Raw genomic sequence first — 17,500 nt, 5'->3', positions numbered from 1 at the left:
AATGATATAAAGAGGCTGTTTCTTTTTTCGAACAAATGCGATACCATACCCAATTTCTATTTCTAATATTGAAATAATCATCCAAATTGGCACTCTATCCTCTGAAAACGCCCATTTTATTAACAAAAAAAATATTTTTTTACGATCCGTATACCCTCTACAACATCATTTAATTCTTTTTAGTAGAACGAGTATATTGCGCAAGAAACTCACTACAAAGAAATAAGTACTTTTATGAAACCTTATAATAATCAACTGAGTAAACCATACTCTTCGCAATAGAATGTCTTTATGAAAAATCAACTAAACGATGAACTCGTTTTAGCTATCAAAAACAGTGTGTCAGATGATATGAATATCGCAAACCTCCTAATGGATATACTGTCTATGGGAAAAGAGGCTGTTTACCGAAGGCTTAGAGGCGATGTTCCATTCACTTTCGATGAAGTTTCGAAAATATCATCTAAGCTATGTATTTCACTCGATAATATTGTAAATATCAAAAATACAAAACGGGCGTTTTTCGATTTAGATCTGAAAATGCAACAGCTTAACGATCCGTTAGATCATTATTGTGACAAACTCGAAAGCTGTATTCTTCTGTTTCAGAAATTGCATAAATGCAAAAATTCGACTGCACGACTGGCTCTCAACAGCCTACCCTATATGTTTTATTTATCTTTCCCACATATTGCAAAATTCCGCTTATACAGATGGCTCTACCAACTGGAAGTAATTCCCACTATCGGTTCGTACGAAGAAATGGTCGTTCCTCAAAAAATTTCGGATATTGAGAAAAGATTTGTTGCCGAACAACGGTACATTGCATATACTACGTTTATAATGGATCAAAACGTATTCAAGTCCTTTATAGGCGATGTGAACTACTTTTACAAGCTCAATTTATTATCGAATATGGATGTTCAGCTCATACAAAACGAATTATTTGAACTGATATCCGATCTTGAAACCATTGCAGCTACAGGTATGCAGAAAACCGGAACAAAGGTAAATTTATATGTATCAAATATCGATTTGGAATCGTCGTATTTACATTTTGAATCTGATCATTGCGAAAACAGTTTTATGAGAGTATTCTCTATAAATATCATAGGTTCACAAAATCCTACGATATGCAACATCCAAAAAGAATGGATAGAATCTCTAAAGAGATATTCTACACTAATCTCGGTAAGCTGCGAGATACAACGTACTGAGTATTTCAACACTCAAAGAGAACTAGCTCTTAAAATGGGATGTTTTTGAAAAAATAAAACCGACTTATTATTTACACATATCAATTTTAGAAAAAGCCCAAATCATAACAATTTGGGCTTTTTTCTTATAATAAACTGATATATAGAAATGAATCCTCCACACTTTCAAAATTCGAAACAAATATTACGAATTTTACGCCTCAACATACAAATCAAAACACTACAATTTAGAAACACGATATAAGACAAAAAGCAACTGTATAATGCTTTATCTGTTGCATTTTTTTTAGGATGTTCTACTATAACTTTGCTTATGTAATTATTGTACAGAGTTTCATTATTGACATTGATTCTTTTAATCTAGTTATCCTTTTATCTATGAAAAACACTGAAATTAATAGTGCAGAGTCTAGCCAACTCTGATTTGTGTAGTTTTGTAAAGTTTCTGTTAAGGATAAAGAGCCTTCGAAGTGATTTCGAGGGCTTTTTGCATTTTCCGTTATCTTATTATGCTTAGAGGGAAGTAAATATTACTTCGAAAGTAGTGCCTTCGTTTGGTTTCGATTGTATTGTAATACTTCCTTTGTGCAGGCTTATTACTTTACTTACCAATGCGAGCCCGATACCATTACCTTGTGCTATTTTCTTATTCTCTCCCCTATAAAAAGGGGCAAATACATGAGGAAGTTCAGTTTCGGGAATGCCGATACCCGTATCAGAAAAACAAATAATAATTTTCTTCTCCTCAACCCTAATATACACTCTAGAGGTTTTATTTTCGGAAAATTTGCAATTATTATCCATCAGATTAGCAAATGCCATCTTCAACAAATATTCGTTGCCAACAATAGTAATTTCAGAATCGTCTTGAATACCTTCATCAAAAAGCAGATTCACGTAATAATCGCTATTCCCCTTTAGTACTATATCTCTTGCATCCAGCAATACCTCATCTATACGGATATTACTCTTCGATATCTTATTCTCATCGTAACTTGCTTTTGCCAGATTAAGCAAGCCATTCAACAACTTTATAAGTCTGCTTGTATCTTTATGAGAATTTATAAGCGTTTGTTTATATTCTTCGAGAGTGCGGTCTTTTAATAATACCCAATCTATCTCGCCTATTATTACAGATAGAGGTGTTCTCAATTCGTGAGAAACATTACTTACAAACATCTTCTGTGAGTCGAATGAAGTTTCAATTATATCTAATGCTTTATTAAACGAACCTGCCAACTCTCCAAACTCATCGCTCTCGTTATAGCCCAACAATCTAAGATCTAAATTATTGGCTGTAATATCTTTCATTCTATCCGAAATTTCAGCCACAGGTTTTAATGCCCTTTTAGCCAATATATAACCTATTATAAAAGACATACCAATAGAAACGATACAAATAACCAAAAGACTCAAAGCCAGATTCAATTGTTTTGCATACCCATAACCATCGTAAGCGGCAGCAGTTACTATATACTCAGCATTATCATTCACAAAAAGAAAAACAACAGCTTGATAATCGTTTACATAAAACTTAATATTCTTTTCCTCTTTAAGCACTTGCCCCAATAATTCGGGTGTCTCTTTTACTATATCAATATCCTTTGCATCGTGATACAGCAGATTGAAGTTTTTGTCATATATGGCAACCTCAACTTCATTTATATATTTGATATTACTCTTGTAAATAGATTGCATTGTCTGAGGATCTACTCGGGCAGTAAAAAACAAGTTTGCCTTAGAAATACCCTCGCTCACCAAGCCGTCATAAAACTCTTTCTCTCTACTTTTGGCAGAAAGAATATAAATTACCACAGCAAATACCAGCATAAGTATAGCTGTTACCGCCGCATATCGTAATGCTATTTTAGATCTTATTTTCATTCGGTCAGAATAAAACCCATCCCTTGACGAGTATGAATAAGTTTAACCTCAAAATCTTTATCAATCTTCTTCCTCAGATAGTTGATATACACATCTATAAAATTAGTACCCGTATCGAAGTGAGTATCCCATACCTTTTCGGCAATTTCTACACGCGACAATATTCTTTCGGGGTTTTCCATCATATATCTTAACAAGGTGAATTCTTTGGGTGTCAGCTTGATTTCCCGATTACCCCTGAAAAGGCTTTTTGTGTTTACATCTAATAAAAGGTCTTTATATTGCAGCTCAGTTACAGGATCGACGTTTTCAGTTTGTACTTTTCGTTTTAGTAGAACATTAATGCGGGCATTTAACTCTCTTAAATCAAATGGCTTTACCATATAATCGTCCACTCCTGCATCAAATCCGTCTAACTTATCATCGGTTGTTCCTAACGCTGTAAGCATAAGAATGGGTATATGAGGATCTTTCTCTCTTATTACTTTACATAATTCAAAGCCATTGATATTGGGAAGAACAACATCTGTTATAATCAGATCATAGGTATTAGAATTAACTAAACGTCTGCCCATTTCTCCATCAAATGCCAAAGACACAACATATCCAAACTCCTCCAGACCTTTTTGAAGTAATTCGGCTATGCGTTGTTCGTCCTCTACTACCAGTATTTTCTTCATAAATTATTTCTAATAAGTAATATAATGGTGTATAGCAAAGATAGTTCTTTAAATTTTATGCTATGCAGATCGATTTAGTTTTAGCATTTTTCAAGAGTATTTCTTTGTCACAGCCAATCAGCAGAAGCAAGCTGATCAATCCCAGATTAACACACGTTACTAATATAATACGAAAGTAGCAGCCTTCTTTTTTATAACTTTTCGTTACAATTTTCTCTCTTTTCTCACTCTAAACACCTATAATTAAGTTAATAATAACATATTACGCTCAATCCGACAACAAATAAGAATGAGTAATGTTATATATAATTATTAAGGTTTATAATATTAATTTTAAAGATTGTTTAATTATGAAAAAGTTAATTCTACTCGTTATACTTGTGTTAGGTACAGGCATAGCAAACGCCCAAATAGGCAAAGGTAATGTTTTGATAGGTGGTGACCTGGCAAATTTGAACATCAATTTCAGTAACCAAACAAGCTTTCAGATAACTCCTAGAGCTGCTTGGTTTATTGAGGATGGATTGGCTGTGGGTGCTTACGGACAGTTTGGTTTTAATCACATTAACGGACAAGACGGTAATAGTTACACTTATGGTGTTGGACCTTTGGCTCGTTATTTTGTTAACCTTAAAGAGTTGCCTTCATTAGGACAGGCTAAATTCTTTGTTGAGGGTAGTGCAGGTTTCGAAGGTGCAAATAATACTGTTAACAATTCGCATACTAATGGTTTAGGATTCGGATTTGGTCCTGGTATTTCTTATTTCATTACTCAATCAGTTGCTGTTGAAGCATTATTAAAATACAATGGTATTGTAGGATTCGGTTCAACTACATACACCAATGGTCTTTCGTTAGGAATTGGTTTCCAAGTTTACTTACCTTCCAAGAACGTAGTTAAAGAAATCAAGTCTCTATAAATCCATCTACTATACTAACTACTACAAAAATAATATAGAACAACGTAGGAGGAGCTTCTTTAAAACAGAGGCTCTTCTTTTTTTTAGAGAGCTACTGGGAAAAGAGGGAAGCTTGAACAATCTCATTCGGTGACTGTTCTATATGGTACATAACTTATTAAAAATCAATAACACATTATTAGTATGGAAGCATTATATACAGCTGTTGCTACGTCTGTAGGTGGAAGAAATGGAAATGTGAAATCTTCAGATGGAGTTCTAAACTTTGAAGTGAAACCTCCTAAAGAAATGGGTGGTCCTGGTGGCGCATTTACAAATCCCGAACAATTGTTTGCAGCAGGTTATTCTGCTTGTTTCGGAAGTGCATTGAATCATGTGGCATTGTTGAAAAAGAGAAAAGTAGTTCCCACTATAACTGCAAAAGTAAGTATTGGCAAGAAAGACGATGGCGGTTTTCAATTGGCTGTGGAAATGGATGTTAATATCCCCGGAATAGATCAAAAAGATGCTGAGGAATTGGTTCACGAAGCACATCAAGTATGTCCTTACTCAAATGCAACCCGCAATAATATAGAAGTAAAGCTAAACGTTACAACCAACGCTTAAAGGTGAGAATCAAAAAGAGAGTTTCAATACCTGACTTAACAGGCACGAAAACTCTCTTTTCTTGATTGTATTAATCTGTATTAGAATTCAATATCCCATATTCCGCACGTTTTTTGTAATTCGACCAATGATGATGCATATCCTTTAATGATTTCGAGATACTGCTCTTGTATTTCATTATAAGTCCGTTGGGCAATCAATACATCCAGAATACTGGTTTCGCCCCGTTTGTATTTATACACAATACCATCCAAAAGCTTTTGAGAATCACTCAATAAACCATTTTGGTATTGCTGTACTTGTTTCTGAGTAGCTTCGTAACCGAAAAAAGCCTGAGCTACTTCTTTTTGTATCTGAAGTTCTACATTCTTATACTCAACCTTTGTTTTACGGATCGAATACTCCGCCGATTTTAATGCTCCTTTATTCGTATTCGAGAATTTCAACGGAATAGAGACTCCTGCTTTTACAGCATTAAATGCCGGTGTAGGCGCAATTTCATTTCTCGCCTCTGCATTTATCTCATATCCTACCGACAAACCCAAATCTATTTTGCGTTCTGCTCTCGCTAGTCGGAGCTGATTAGTAGCTACTTCCGAATTCTTGATACTGGCGACCAAATCAACACGATTGAGTAATGCTTGAGACACCAAATCGGTAAGCATATAATCTCGTCCAAAAACATTCCAATCGCCCGCAGGAATATCCAGCATATCAATCGACTTTCCCATAAATTGGCGAAGTGTTACTAAAGCCGATTTATAAATAGCTTCCTGATTATACACCTCATTAAGGAGGGTAACAGATTCGAGCTTCGATTGTCGGGCTTCGTTTTCGTTAATCTCCCCCAGAGAGAAACGAATACTATCTGATATACTAAATTGTTTCATGTATTCGTACGAACTCTTCTTCACGCTCAACAATTCTTTTTGCATCATAGCATCAAGAAAAGCATCGGCAGCTTCTGCACGCAGTTCCTGAAAGAAGTTATCTACCATAAGTCGCTCTAACTCGGCCTCACTTTTAGCTAAGTGGATTCTTGCTCCACGCTTATTTCCAAGTTCGAGTGTGTATCCTAGTTCAAATGCAAACGCATGCCCTAACTGATCTTTCCGTTTTCCGTTATTAACTGCCTCTACCGACAATTCGGGATCAGGAAATACTCTCTGGCTTAAAGCTTCTGCCTCTGCTATATCTATATTATATTTTTCGGCAATGTAACTTAAATTATTTTCTCCTACTTGTTTCAAATATTCTGAGAAACTGATATTCTGCAAATTCGAAATCGTATTTGTTTGAGCAAAAACCCCAACAATCGCCAGAAGAAATGCTGTAATTGATATTATCTTTTTCATTGTCATTCTTCAATTTGTTTGTTTTGTTCTTTCTTCTCTGATCGAGATTCCACCATATAATAAAATGCAGGCAAGGCAAATAAGGTAACGATAGTAGAGAACATCAATCCATAAACGATAACCGTAGCCAAGGGGCGTTGCACATCCGAGCCTATACCTGTAGCCAATGAAGCGGGTAGTAATCCCAAGATGGCAACTGTTGCCGTCATCAATATCGGACGGAAGCGGTGTCTGGCTCCATCAATCACAGCCGATAATAAATCAAAACCATCCTTTCGTAAGCCATTGATATGCGACACCATAATTACTCCATTCTGTATGGCCACACCAAACAAGGCTATAAACCCAACGGCTGACGATACATTAAGCGTCATACCCCTAATATTTAGAGCTAACATTCCTCCAAAGAGAGCTAAGGGTACGATAGCCAATACTAAGCCTGCCTGACGGAATTTGCCAAAGGCACAATACAGCAACACAAACATGATACCCAACGCCAAGGGTACAATAACTCCCAGACGAGAATATGCTCTCTTTTGGTTTTCGAACTGCCCACCCCATTTTATATGGTATTTAGCGTGATCGTATGTTACATTTTTCTCTATGCTCGACTCTGCTTCTTTGAGGAAAGATGATAAATCGCGCCCCCGAATATTAAGTTTCACAGTCAAATGACGTTTATTCATTTCGCGGGTAATTGTACTTTCGCCTACACTCAGTTTTATATCTGCTACCTGCGATAATGGTATTTTTGCTCCAGTTGACGAAGTAAGCATCAAACCTGCAATCTTTTCGGGAGTATCACGTGCATCTTCTTTGTATTTGCAAGTAATATCATACACCCTACTCTCTTGATAAACCTGAGAGATTGCCTTACCTCCAATTGCTACCTCTATCAGATTACCTACGTCCGATACATTCAACCCATAACGGGCAATAGCATCTCTATCCATATGTATTTGCAATTGAGGTAAAGGAGGTTCCTGATCGATATCTAGATCGGTAGCACCCTTTACATTATCAAGCACCTCCAATATGCTTTCGGCTATGCGTCGGGTTTCTTTGAAGTCATCACCATATACTTTTACTACAAGTTCGCTATGAGCACCCGATATTTTATCCATAACACCATCGATCATGGGCTGACTAAAGCCTACTTTAAATCCGGGTAGAGATTCGTACTCCTTTGATAATTCTTCTATCAAATCGTTTTTCGTCTTTCCGCTAGGCCATTCGCTATAAGGCTTTATACCTACTGATACTTCGAAGTGAGAAGGTGTGAAAGGATCTGTTCCATCGTCGTTTCTCCCTGCTTGAACAGCTATGTAAGTAACTTCAGGGTATTTCATTGTCCGTTGACGCAATGTATCTGACATTTCTTTCGACTTTTCGATGGAGATTCCGGGAGGTAGATTCACTTGTAACCATAGTGATCCTTCATCCAACGTTGGTAAAAAATCTTTACCTACATACGTTGTCAAAGCAATAGCTGCAACAAATACAAACACAACAGGCAAGATCACCTTGCGTGGACGCTTCATTATACGATTGACCGTATTTGAATACTTTTCGGTCAACTTTTCGAGCCACTTATTATGATATACTTTCTGAGGTTTACGATACAATGCATATCCTAATCCTGGAATGAGAAACAGAGCTACAAGCAAGGCTCCCAATAAAGCGTAACTTACGGTAAAGGCCATCGGCGTAAACAGCTTACGCTCTACTCTCTCGAAAGCAAACAAGGGCAAATAAGCGGTAATGATAATAATAGTTGCAAACAAAATAGGTTTAGCAACAGCTGTCACACGCTTGGCTATACTAGTTTCTTTGAGTTCTTTCTCAGGATGATCCTCTCGCTTTTTGAGGATTGTTTCCATCATTACAATAGCCCCATCTACTATGATTCCAAAATCTATTGCTCCCAACGAAAGCAAATTAGCAGGGATATTGGTTATGTGCATCAAAATAAACGCAATCAACAAAGCGATGGGAATAGTTATCGCTACCAGAAATGCTCCACGCCAATTACCCAAGAATATAATAAGCACAATAATAACCAGAGCCATACCCTCTATCAACGTACGTGAAACGGTATGCAGGGTTGTGTCTACCAATTCGGTACGATCCAAAAATGTATGTATTCGTACACCTTCGGGTAGAGTTTCATTATTCAATTCATCTACGGCTGCTTGTATACCCTCCAATACTATCGATGGATTCTCGTGTTTGAGTAACAGTACAATACCTTCTATACTTTCCGAATATTCACGGGTACGATCGGTATATCCTAAAACTCCTTTTCGTTCGAGATTACCATATTTCAATTTACCAATGTCATTGAGAAAGACGGGCACACCCTTCTCGGTACTAACCACAATTTTCCCGAGATCCTCTAAGGATGAGATCTGCCCGATTCCTCTAACTACATAACCTAAGTCTCCTCTATTAAGAACACTTCCTCCAACATTCGAGTTATTATTCTCAATAGCATCAATTACCTCATTGAGAGACAAATGATACTGTTCCATTTTTTGTGGATCCACTTCTATCTGAAACTGGGTAGTGATGCCTCCAAAATTACTTACATCGGCAACTCCTGCCACTTCTTTTATACGGGGAATTATTACCCAATTCTGCAAATCGGTAAGTTCTCGAAGTGGATGATGATCACTTTCAATAATGTATCTATATACTTCTCCAATAGGTGAAGTCAATGGATCGAGCTCTGCCACTGCATCATAGGGAAGATCTACTTCGCCCAATCGCTCTTGTACACGCTGACGGCTCCAATAATCTTCTATTCCATCTTCGAAAACGATGGTAATCATCGATAAACCGAATGTACTTTTACTTCGCATTACATGCATTCCCGGAAGTCCGTTCAATGCCCTTTCGATAGGTATTGTTATCTGTTGCTCAACCTCTTCGGCAGCCAATCCGGGTACTTGGGTCACCACTTGCGATGTAACATCGGCAATATCGGGATATGCCTCAATTGATAATTGCTTCCAAGAATAATATCCGAATATGGATAGAAAGATAAACAGCGTAACTATTACCCACCGTTTTTGTATCGTTAGGAGCATAAAGCTCGAAGAGCTATTTGGTGCTTTGTTATATGTCATAAAATGATAGTTATAATAATTAAGGTCTCAGACCTACTCAGTATTCTGGTGCAGAATCAAAAATTTGTGTTCTTCAAACAGATTTATAATTCTGCCTCTACACCCAATACTTTTATTTTAGATAATATCCACCCTCGCTGATAATTATGTCACCCTTTTTAAGTCCGTCCACTATTATAGCTTTGCCATCTCTGGTTACCTCTACTTGTACAGGTGTCTTTATAAAGGTGCTGGGAGCCGATTGCACAAATACATAACTGGTATTCTCGCTTTGCAACAACGCCTTTTCGGGGATAGATATAACGGTGGCAGGCTTATCCAGAAAATGAACGGTAGCATACATTCCCAGTTTAAGAAGTCCTTGCTGATTGTCACAAACCGACAACACTTTTATAGAACGGGTCTCCTCGTCAATGGCTTCATCAATATGGAATACTTTTCCCATAATCGAGTTTTCGGGTAAAGCTGACATATGTATATCCATTTCGTCATCGACGTGAATAAATCGAATATCTTTTTCCTTAACCTGGGCGGTAACCCATACTTTAGACAAGTCGGCAACAATAGCCACATGTTCGGTATCGTTATTAAGGAACTGACCTGTAACCAAATTATTCTCAATTACATTGCCCGCTATTGGTGAACGGATAATCAAGGGTTGTCCTAAAACCATATCTTCGGGGTTAGCCTGAAATAGTTTGATTGCAGCATAAGCATTCTCGTATTCCTTTTCGGCTATATGAAGAGCATTAGCCGCTTCCTCTTGTTCTTTTTGAGAGCTGACTCCGTTCTTTATAAGGTCTTCTTTCCTTTTCATATCCTTGCGAGCCAAGTCGCGCTCCGATAATGATTTGAAGAACTCTTTTTGAGCTGTTGTAAAATCGGGTGAGATAATCTCAAATAAAGGAGTATTAACTGCTACCTTCTGCCCTAATTTTATATATGATTTAGTAACTCTACCCGAAAACGGAGGAGCTATATATGCAAACTGAGTAGGTATAGGCTGGATAGTTCCTGCCGTGATAACCTCTTTTGCAAAAGGTATTTCTTCTACTTCCGCTATTTTAACCTTGCTTCTAAGAATGCTACTATCACTAATAAACACCGTATCTCCTTTCTGCGTATAAGCCGCAGTAACTTGTTCATTAGAGGGTTTATTACATGAGGTTGTCAGAACGATCAACATCAATAAGTTCAATAATAAATTTCTCTTTTTCATACCTCATTGTTTTACTTTTACGGTTGGCAAAATTATGATATTCAACCCTCTATATTATTATAATAAGCATTAGAAAAGTATTAGAATTACCCCTCCAATTCTAATACTTTTCTAATAACTTTTGTGAGGTTTAATGAAAAAGGCATACCTACTTTTGTGGCTCAAGTCGAAATGAGATACTAGAATGCATTATTATGAAACTATTCAGAACCAAAACAAAAGAAGCCACTGATATGCAGTTCAATGGCGAAAGGCTATTCCTTGCAGCCAAGCAAGATACCCGATCTGTATATTCTTTTCTCGACACAAGGAGAGAGGGATTGTATCCTGCGGAAGTTGCCGAAAGGGTGAGAAAATACGGAAAGAATGAAATAAAAGCAAAGCAGAACAATAGATGGTTTGGATTACTAATCAAAGCCTTTATCAATCCTTTTATCGGGATATTGATATTCTTAGCACTCATTTCATTCATTATAGATGTACTACTAGCTAACCCAAACGAAAGAGAATGGATTACTGTAATCATTATCACAACTATGGTTACACTAAGTGGGCTTCTCAGATTTACGCAGGAATGGAAATCGAAAAGAGCAACCGAAGCTCTCAAAAAAATGGTAAACAATACGGTTTCTGTTTTTAGAAAAGACACCAATCTGATTATAGAAGATATAAACATTGGCGAATTAGTGCCGGGCGATGTAATTTTTCTTTCTGCCGGAGATATGATTCCTGCAGATATTAGGATTACCGAAGCGAAAGACTTGTTTGTCAGCCAATCGTCTCTCACCGGCGAATCGGATGCCGTAGAAAAAATGGCAGTTCTAGTTTCCGAATCACATAAAACGGGTAGTGTTATCGAACTGAATAATATCTGCTATATGGGTTCGAATGTTATAAGCGGATCGGCTCGAGCCATAGTTATCACCACAGCAGAGAATACATACTTAGGAACAATCGCTAAAAATATTGTAAGCAAAGATGTTCAAACCAGCTTCGATAAGGGAATCAACAATGTGAGTCTTCTTCTTATCCGTTTTATGCTTGTAATGGTTCCTTTTGTGTTTTTCATTAATGGTCTCACTAAAGGAGATTGGTTCGAGGCTTTTCTGTTTGCCATATCCGTAGCAGTGGGGTTAACTCCCGAAATGCTTCCTATGATTGTAACATCCAATCTAGCAAAGGGAGCGGTAAAGATGTCTAAGCATAAGACTATTGTAAAAAATCTCAATTCGATACAAAGCTTCGGAGCGATGAACGTATTGTGTACCGACAAAACCGGAACTCTGACTAAGGACAAAATTATTCTCGAACGCTATTTGGATGTACAAGGAAACGAGGATGTAAGAGTTCTGCGTCATGCTTACTTCAATAGTTTCTTTCAAACCGGATTGAAGAATCTCATGGATCAAGCGATTCTTTCTCACTCTCATGAGCTTGGCTTTGAGAATCTGGAAAAAGAATACACCAAAGATGATGAGATTCCGTTCGATTTCAATCGCAGACGAATGTCGGTAGTTATTAAAGATAAAAATAACAAAAGACAGATTATTACAAAAGGAGCCATAGAAGAAGTGCTTTCGATATGTCAATTTGTAGAAATAGAGGGAGTTCCTACACTTATTACCAACAAAGTTAGAAAAAGCTTATTGGAAACGAGTGTAGAACTCAATCAACAAGGAATGCGAGTATTGGCTGTTGCACAAAAAAGCTGGATTACCAAAGACCATTCTTTTTCTGTTGAAGACGAGTTTGGTATGGTGTTGATTGGTTACCTAGCCTTTCTCGATCCACCCAAAGCATCGGCTACAACGGCTATTAAAGCTTTAGATGAATATGGAGTCAAAATAAAAGTTCTTTCGGGCGACAATCATATAGTAACTACCGCTATTTGTCAACAAGTGGGTATCGACACAAAACATATTCTTCTGGGGCATCAAATAGAAAAGATGAGTGACGAAGATCTCGGGAAGCTAGTGGAAAAAACAACTATTTTTGCAAAACTTAGCCCTTTACAAAAGTCGAGAATTGTAGTTATTCTGCAAAGCCAAGGAAACACAGTGGGCTTTCTGGGCGATGGTATTAACGACGCTGCTGCCCTTCGTCAAGCAGATATAGGTATATCGGTAGACACAGCAGTAGATATAGCCAAGGAGTCGGCAGATATTATTCTGCTCGAAAAAGATTTAATGGTATTGGAAAAAGGCGTGATTGAGGGACGAAAAATTTTCGGGAACATCACCAAGTATATCAAAATGACAGCCAGTTCTAATTTCGGGAACATGTTTAGTGTTTTAATTGCCAGTGCTTTTCTTCCATTTCTGCCCATGCTGCCCATTCACATATTAATTCAGAATCTGTTGTACGATATTTCTCAGACAACTATTCCTTTTGATAATGTTGATAAAGAATACCTACAAAAGCCCCGCAAGTGGGATGCTTCGGATCTGAAACGCTTTATGATACGTATAGGTCCAATCAGTTCTATATTCGATATTGCAACATTTTTAGTGATGTGGTATATTTTTAAATGTACTATGCCCGAAGATCAATCCCTGTTTCAATCAGGATGGTTTATCGAAGGCTTGCTGTCACAAACGCTCATTGTACATATGATACGAACACGTAAAATCCCGTTCATTCAAAGTCGGGCTTCATTACCAGTTATTATAACCACATTCTCAGTAATGGCTATTGGTATCATTATACCATTTACTGCATTTGGTTCATCCATCGGATTGGTTCCGCTTCCATGGTCCTACTTCCCTTGGTTGGTAGGTATACTTCTTTCTTATTGCATCTTAACGCAAATTGTAAAACAGTGGTATATCGGCAAATTCAAAAGATGGTTATAAGTAAATCTGAGATTTAGGTATTAGATAAAATAAAAAAGTGCTCCACTATAAATAATGGAGCACTTTTTTTACGGACAAACAAAACTCTATTAAAAACTCTAATTCTAGAACAATCAGGATCTATTCATTATTTTCTTTCGGTAATAAATTATACACATCGGTTTTAGTTGCAACAGTTATATCAGCCTCTTCAAGCTGCAGTTGCTCGGCAATCATGGCTTTGACATCTTGGAAAGCATTGATTATTGTATCGGCAACCAAGGTATATGTAATCGGAGAATCTACTTTTCCATCGAATATAATGATACTGTCTTTCAGCACATAAGTTCCTTTTACTATAGAATCGCTTTCAGCAACAGGTTTGTAATTATAAGTACTATCTGCAAAAAACTGATAACTACTGCCTACCGGTCCTCCCAATTCTTCTATTGCTTTTTCTACCGAATCTTTAATTTCGGGCGTAACAGCATCCACGTCATGTGTAGAAATAGTATATTTCCATGTCCCAACCAAAGGACCTATTGTATCTGTAGGATCGGGTTTAGGTTTAGGTGGTGCCGGAGCATCATCATCTTTGCTACAAGCAAAAAAACCGATGCTCAAAATCAAAGCAAATAAGGGTAGCAGAAAAAAGGATTTAGATCTCATAATAAATAGTTTTTTTAATTATTACTTAGCTTTTATATTATCATCTTAGTTTTCTTATGTAAAAGTAGAGCGGATAACAACTATTGAGATTGCTATATTCATGTTTTTGCCCCTACCTCTTTTTCTAATTTCGAACAACACCTTACTTTATTATCCGATATTAAAAGCTTAAAAATTATTCGATCATAATCTATTTTAAATTTCAAAACTTACTTATTTATTATACTCTACCCGAAACATTTACTCATTTTATTTATTTACTCCGTATAACAACAAAAAAAGGTTTAGAACTAAGTCCAAACCTTCTTTATTTTTAATATATAAACTTTGATGTTTATGCCATTGCACCATTCACTCCTATATTCTGTGCATTAATCCATTTAGCTTCATCACTAACCAAGAATAGAATAATCGGAATTATATCCGCAGGCTCACCTATGCGATTATAAGCAGTAAGCGACGCCAGTCTCTGAATAGTTTCTATGCTTTTCCCAACCGAAAACAATTCGGTATTAGTAGGTCCAGGCGATACTGAGTTTACATTTATATGACGATGACCTATTTCCTTTGCAAATATTCGGGTCAGTTGTTCCACAGCCGATTTAGATGCTACATAAATGCCATAAGTAGGCATCATCATACGATTGGCTGAAGTCGAAAAATTGACAATACTTCCATTATCTGCCAAACGTTTTGCAGCCTCACGCAGTGTATTGAAAACTCCTTTTACGTTTATATCAAATAGCTTATCAAAGTCTTCATCTGTAGTATCCTCAATCAGTTTATTGATCATTATTCCGGCATTATTAATCAGAATATCAACTTTACCGAAAGCAGCTATTGTTTCATCAAACAGAAACTTCACATCTGCCGTTTGGCTTACATCTGCTTTCACTATGATTGCTTCGCCACCTTTGCTCTTAATATCCGAAATCACTTCGTCAGCAGCCTCTTTACTGCTTGAATAGTTTACTACAACCTTTGCGCCCCGCTCCGCTAAACTTTTAGCAATCAATGCACCAATACCTCTCGAAGCCCCTGTTACTATTGCAACTTTGTTATTCAAATCATTCATTGTTTTCCTTTTATTGAATAGAACGTTATAGGGCAAATCTTGTTTATAAAGATGGAGCTATTTTGTCTAAATGCTTCAAATATATTTCTTTCGAATGCTCTATTTGTGGATTCTTCATCACATCGTAAAAGTGGAAACTTTCTAATCGAGACAATCCTATAAACTGATTCATTTGATGGAACCCAAACATTACACCATCGTCAACGCTGTGTTGTCTGAAAAATTCGCCTTCAAGAGTAAATGCTTCCACTGGAGCATTCCAAGAAGTAGTAAGCATATACTTTCTGCCATGCAACGCCCCTCCTGTTCCATAATTACGGGTAGGGTTTGCCGAACGTCTGCCATCACTCACATATATTTTTTTATGGCCTTCAGTAAATACACGATCAATATACTCTTTCAAACCGAAAGGTACTTGAAACCACCAGATTGGAGTATGATAAATAATAACGTCTGCCCAAACAAACTTCTCAACTTCTTCTCCTAAATCATATACGTCATTTATATCGGTAAATTTGATTTCATACTCTCCACTATTCTTAAAATAACTAATAGTCCAGTCCGATAATGTTTTATTCAGTTGACCTTCCGATTCGCCAAATTTTTGACCTGCATTTATCACAAATATTTTTTTCATAACCTAATTTTTATTCTTTTTATTATTGTGGTACAAAAATACACACCTTTTATTGATTACCAAAATAATACAATTCATACATTTGTATCATAATTATAATATATAAAATTATGGTAAATCTTGAATGGTTCAGAACATTCAAAGCAATATATGAGACAGGGTCGCTTACAGCAGCAGCCAACAAGCTGTATATATCTCAACCGGGAGTAAGTTTACACCTCACATCGTTGGAAGCTCACATCGGATACAAACTCTTTGATAGAGGAACGCGCAAAATGGTAGCAACCGAACACGGAAATATACTATATAACTCTATTGTAGAGGGGGTAGATAAATTAGAAGCTGCCGAAAGACATTTTTATAGGAATGCTAATTCGGACAAAACCAGTATAAGTATCGGTATGTGTTTCGAGACATTTCAGCATGTACTGGAAGCGTATATAAGCGAATTACCATTCGACTTGATATCTAAATTCGGTGGATATGCTCAGATGTTGGGCGATCTGGATAAAGGCTTGTTAGACTTTGTAATCTCTCCACAGAAAGACGATTCGTTGAATGTGCAATACACTTCTTTTTCGAAAGAAAAGATTATAATAGTTGCAGGAGCTAAAAGTGACATTTCGGAATTTAATAAGATTCTAGAAAAAGGTGATCTGAAAGCTGCCGAAAAGTGGCTTAACAATCAAATCTGGTTTGGAACAACGGGGGATATGGAACATCTAAGAAACTTCTGGATTCAGAACTTTAAGAAAAGACCCGATTTTAAGCCTAATTTTATTGTACCCAATAAGAGTTCTATTCTGCGCTCTATATCCAACAGAGAAGGGTTTGCAGTTGTACCTGATTTTCTGGCTAAAGAACAGTTTGCAAATAACAGTGTTCAGTTAGTCTGGGAAGGTAAAACTCCGGTTGAAAATACCTTATATTTCGCTCAACGCAAGAAGACGATATATGCAAAGGAACTAGAGATACTACAAAAAATATTTATCAAAGAATTAGAATAAAAAACAGCTCTTTTTATTACTTTTAGCAAATAATTTTCTCACCAATTTTAAAGTATTCGTATATGATACGCAATGTGCAATTATCAGATGCTAAGAGGATAGCCGAGATTTATAATCCTTACATAAAAGATACTATAATTACTTTTGAAGAAGAATTGGTGACAGAAGAAGACATTGCCGATAGAATTAAGTATATCACTGCAAAAAACTTTCCTTATATCGTTTACGAAGAAAATGGCGATGTAGTAGGCTATGCCTACCTAAGCAACTGG

At 36.7% G+C, this 17,500-nt stretch carries 14 protein-coding genes; 6 read left to right on the top strand and 8 right to left on the bottom strand.

The window, feature by feature from the left end; translation table 11 throughout:
* Positions 1 to 291: 291 nt before the first annotated feature.
* Positions 292 to 1,266: a hypothetical protein gene (locus tag IR022_RS00315; RefSeq protein ID WP_050710782.1), complete on the top strand. Its 975-nt coding sequence runs from the start codon at positions 292 to 294 to the stop codon at positions 1,264 to 1,266.
* 464 nt (positions 1,267 to 1,730) lie between these two features.
* Here the strand turns inward: IR022_RS00315 and IR022_RS00310 are convergent, their stop codons facing one another.
* Together IR022_RS00310 and IR022_RS00305 are read right to left on the bottom strand one after the other, a co-directional pair.
* A complete protein-coding gene (locus IR022_RS00310; protein ID WP_050710783.1) occupies positions 1,731 to 3,101 on the bottom strand; it encodes a sensor histidine kinase in 1,371 nt (456 codons plus the stop codon).
* Complete coding sequence (locus IR022_RS00305) at positions 3,098 to 3,781, bottom strand: response regulator transcription factor (RefSeq protein WP_050710784.1); 684 nt, start codon at positions 3,779 to 3,781, stop codon at positions 3,098 to 3,100. Before IR022_RS00305 ends, IR022_RS00310 begins: the two co-directional genes overlap by 4 nt.
* A gap of 350 nt (positions 3,782 to 4,131) precedes the next feature.
* Here IR022_RS00305 and IR022_RS00300 point away from each other — a divergent pair, with 350 nt between their 5' ends.
* Positions 4,132 to 4,701: an outer membrane beta-barrel protein gene (locus IR022_RS00300; protein WP_050710785.1), complete on the top strand. Its 570-nt coding sequence runs from the start codon at positions 4,132 to 4,134 to the stop codon at positions 4,699 to 4,701.
* Positions 4,702 to 4,884: 183 nt separating this feature from the next.
* The gene (locus tag IR022_RS00295) at positions 4,885 to 5,307 is read left to right on the top strand and encodes an organic hydroperoxide resistance protein (RefSeq protein ID WP_050710786.1); all 423 of its coding nucleotides are present in this window, start codon (positions 4,885 to 4,887) and stop codon (positions 5,305 to 5,307) included.
* A gap of 80 nt (positions 5,308 to 5,387) precedes the next feature.
* On the opposite strand, the gene IR022_RS00290 is transcribed toward IR022_RS00295, so the two are convergent.
* The 3 genes from IR022_RS00290 to IR022_RS00280 form a co-directional block, all read right to left on the bottom strand.
* Positions 5,388 to 6,662, bottom strand: a complete 1,275-nt coding sequence (locus IR022_RS00290) for a TolC family protein (RefSeq protein ID WP_242052993.1) — start codon at positions 6,660 to 6,662, stop codon at positions 5,388 to 5,390.
* A 2-nt stretch (positions 6,663 to 6,664) separates the two neighbouring features.
* Positions 6,665 to 9,790, bottom strand: a complete 3,126-nt coding sequence (locus IR022_RS00285; RefSeq protein ID WP_242052991.1) for an efflux RND transporter permease subunit — start codon at positions 9,788 to 9,790, stop codon at positions 6,665 to 6,667.
* A gap of 112 nt (positions 9,791 to 9,902) precedes the next feature.
* Positions 9,903 to 11,009 (bottom strand): efflux RND transporter periplasmic adaptor subunit, encoded by a 1,107-nt coding sequence (locus tag IR022_RS00280; protein ID WP_050710787.1) that lies wholly within the window; start codon positions 11,007 to 11,009, stop codon positions 9,903 to 9,905.
* A 194-nt stretch (positions 11,010 to 11,203) separates the two neighbouring features.
* On the opposite strand from IR022_RS00280, the gene mgtA reads away from it, so the two are divergent.
* Positions 11,204 to 13,861: a magnesium-translocating P-type ATPase gene (gene mgtA / locus IR022_RS00275; RefSeq protein ID WP_194202180.1), complete on the top strand. Its 2,658-nt coding sequence runs from the start codon at positions 11,204 to 11,206 to the stop codon at positions 13,859 to 13,861.
* 120 nt (positions 13,862 to 13,981) lie between these two features.
* Here mgtA and IR022_RS00270 read toward each other — a convergent pair whose 3' ends face one another.
* The 3 genes from IR022_RS00270 to IR022_RS00260 all read right to left on the bottom strand — a co-directional run bounded on the left by IR022_RS00270 (position 13,982) and on the right by IR022_RS00260 (position 16,221).
* On the bottom strand, positions 13,982 to 14,509 hold the full coding sequence (locus tag IR022_RS00270) for a hypothetical protein (RefSeq protein WP_194202179.1): 528 nt from the start codon (positions 14,507 to 14,509) through the stop codon (positions 13,982 to 13,984).
* Positions 14,510 to 14,843: 334 nt separating this feature from the next.
* Positions 14,844 to 15,584: an SDR family oxidoreductase gene (locus IR022_RS00265; RefSeq protein WP_194202178.1), complete on the bottom strand. Its 741-nt coding sequence runs from the start codon at positions 15,582 to 15,584 to the stop codon at positions 14,844 to 14,846.
* 43 nt (positions 15,585 to 15,627) lie between these two features.
* The gene (locus IR022_RS00260) at positions 15,628 to 16,221 is read right to left on the bottom strand and encodes an NAD(P)H-dependent oxidoreductase (RefSeq protein ID WP_194202177.1); all 594 of its coding nucleotides are present in this window, start codon (positions 16,219 to 16,221) and stop codon (positions 15,628 to 15,630) included.
* Between the two features lie 110 nt (positions 16,222 to 16,331).
* Between IR022_RS00260 and IR022_RS00255 the strand changes: the two genes are divergently transcribed.
* Positions 16,332 to 17,228, top strand: a complete 897-nt coding sequence (locus IR022_RS00255; RefSeq protein WP_050710792.1) for a LysR family transcriptional regulator — start codon at positions 16,332 to 16,334, stop codon at positions 17,226 to 17,228.
* Positions 17,229 to 17,290: 62 nt separating this feature from the next.
* The coding region (locus IR022_RS19910; protein ID WP_242052988.1) for a GNAT family N-acetyltransferase at positions 17,291 to 17,500 on the top strand (210 nt) is incomplete at its 3' end.

This window comes from Dysgonomonas sp. GY617 (assembly GCF_015233815.1).
In the GTDB taxonomy this organism is placed as follows: domain Bacteria; phylum Bacteroidota; class Bacteroidia; order Bacteroidales; family Dysgonomonadaceae; genus Dysgonomonas_A.
This window is presented reverse-complemented; position numbering and strand designations above follow the sequence as displayed.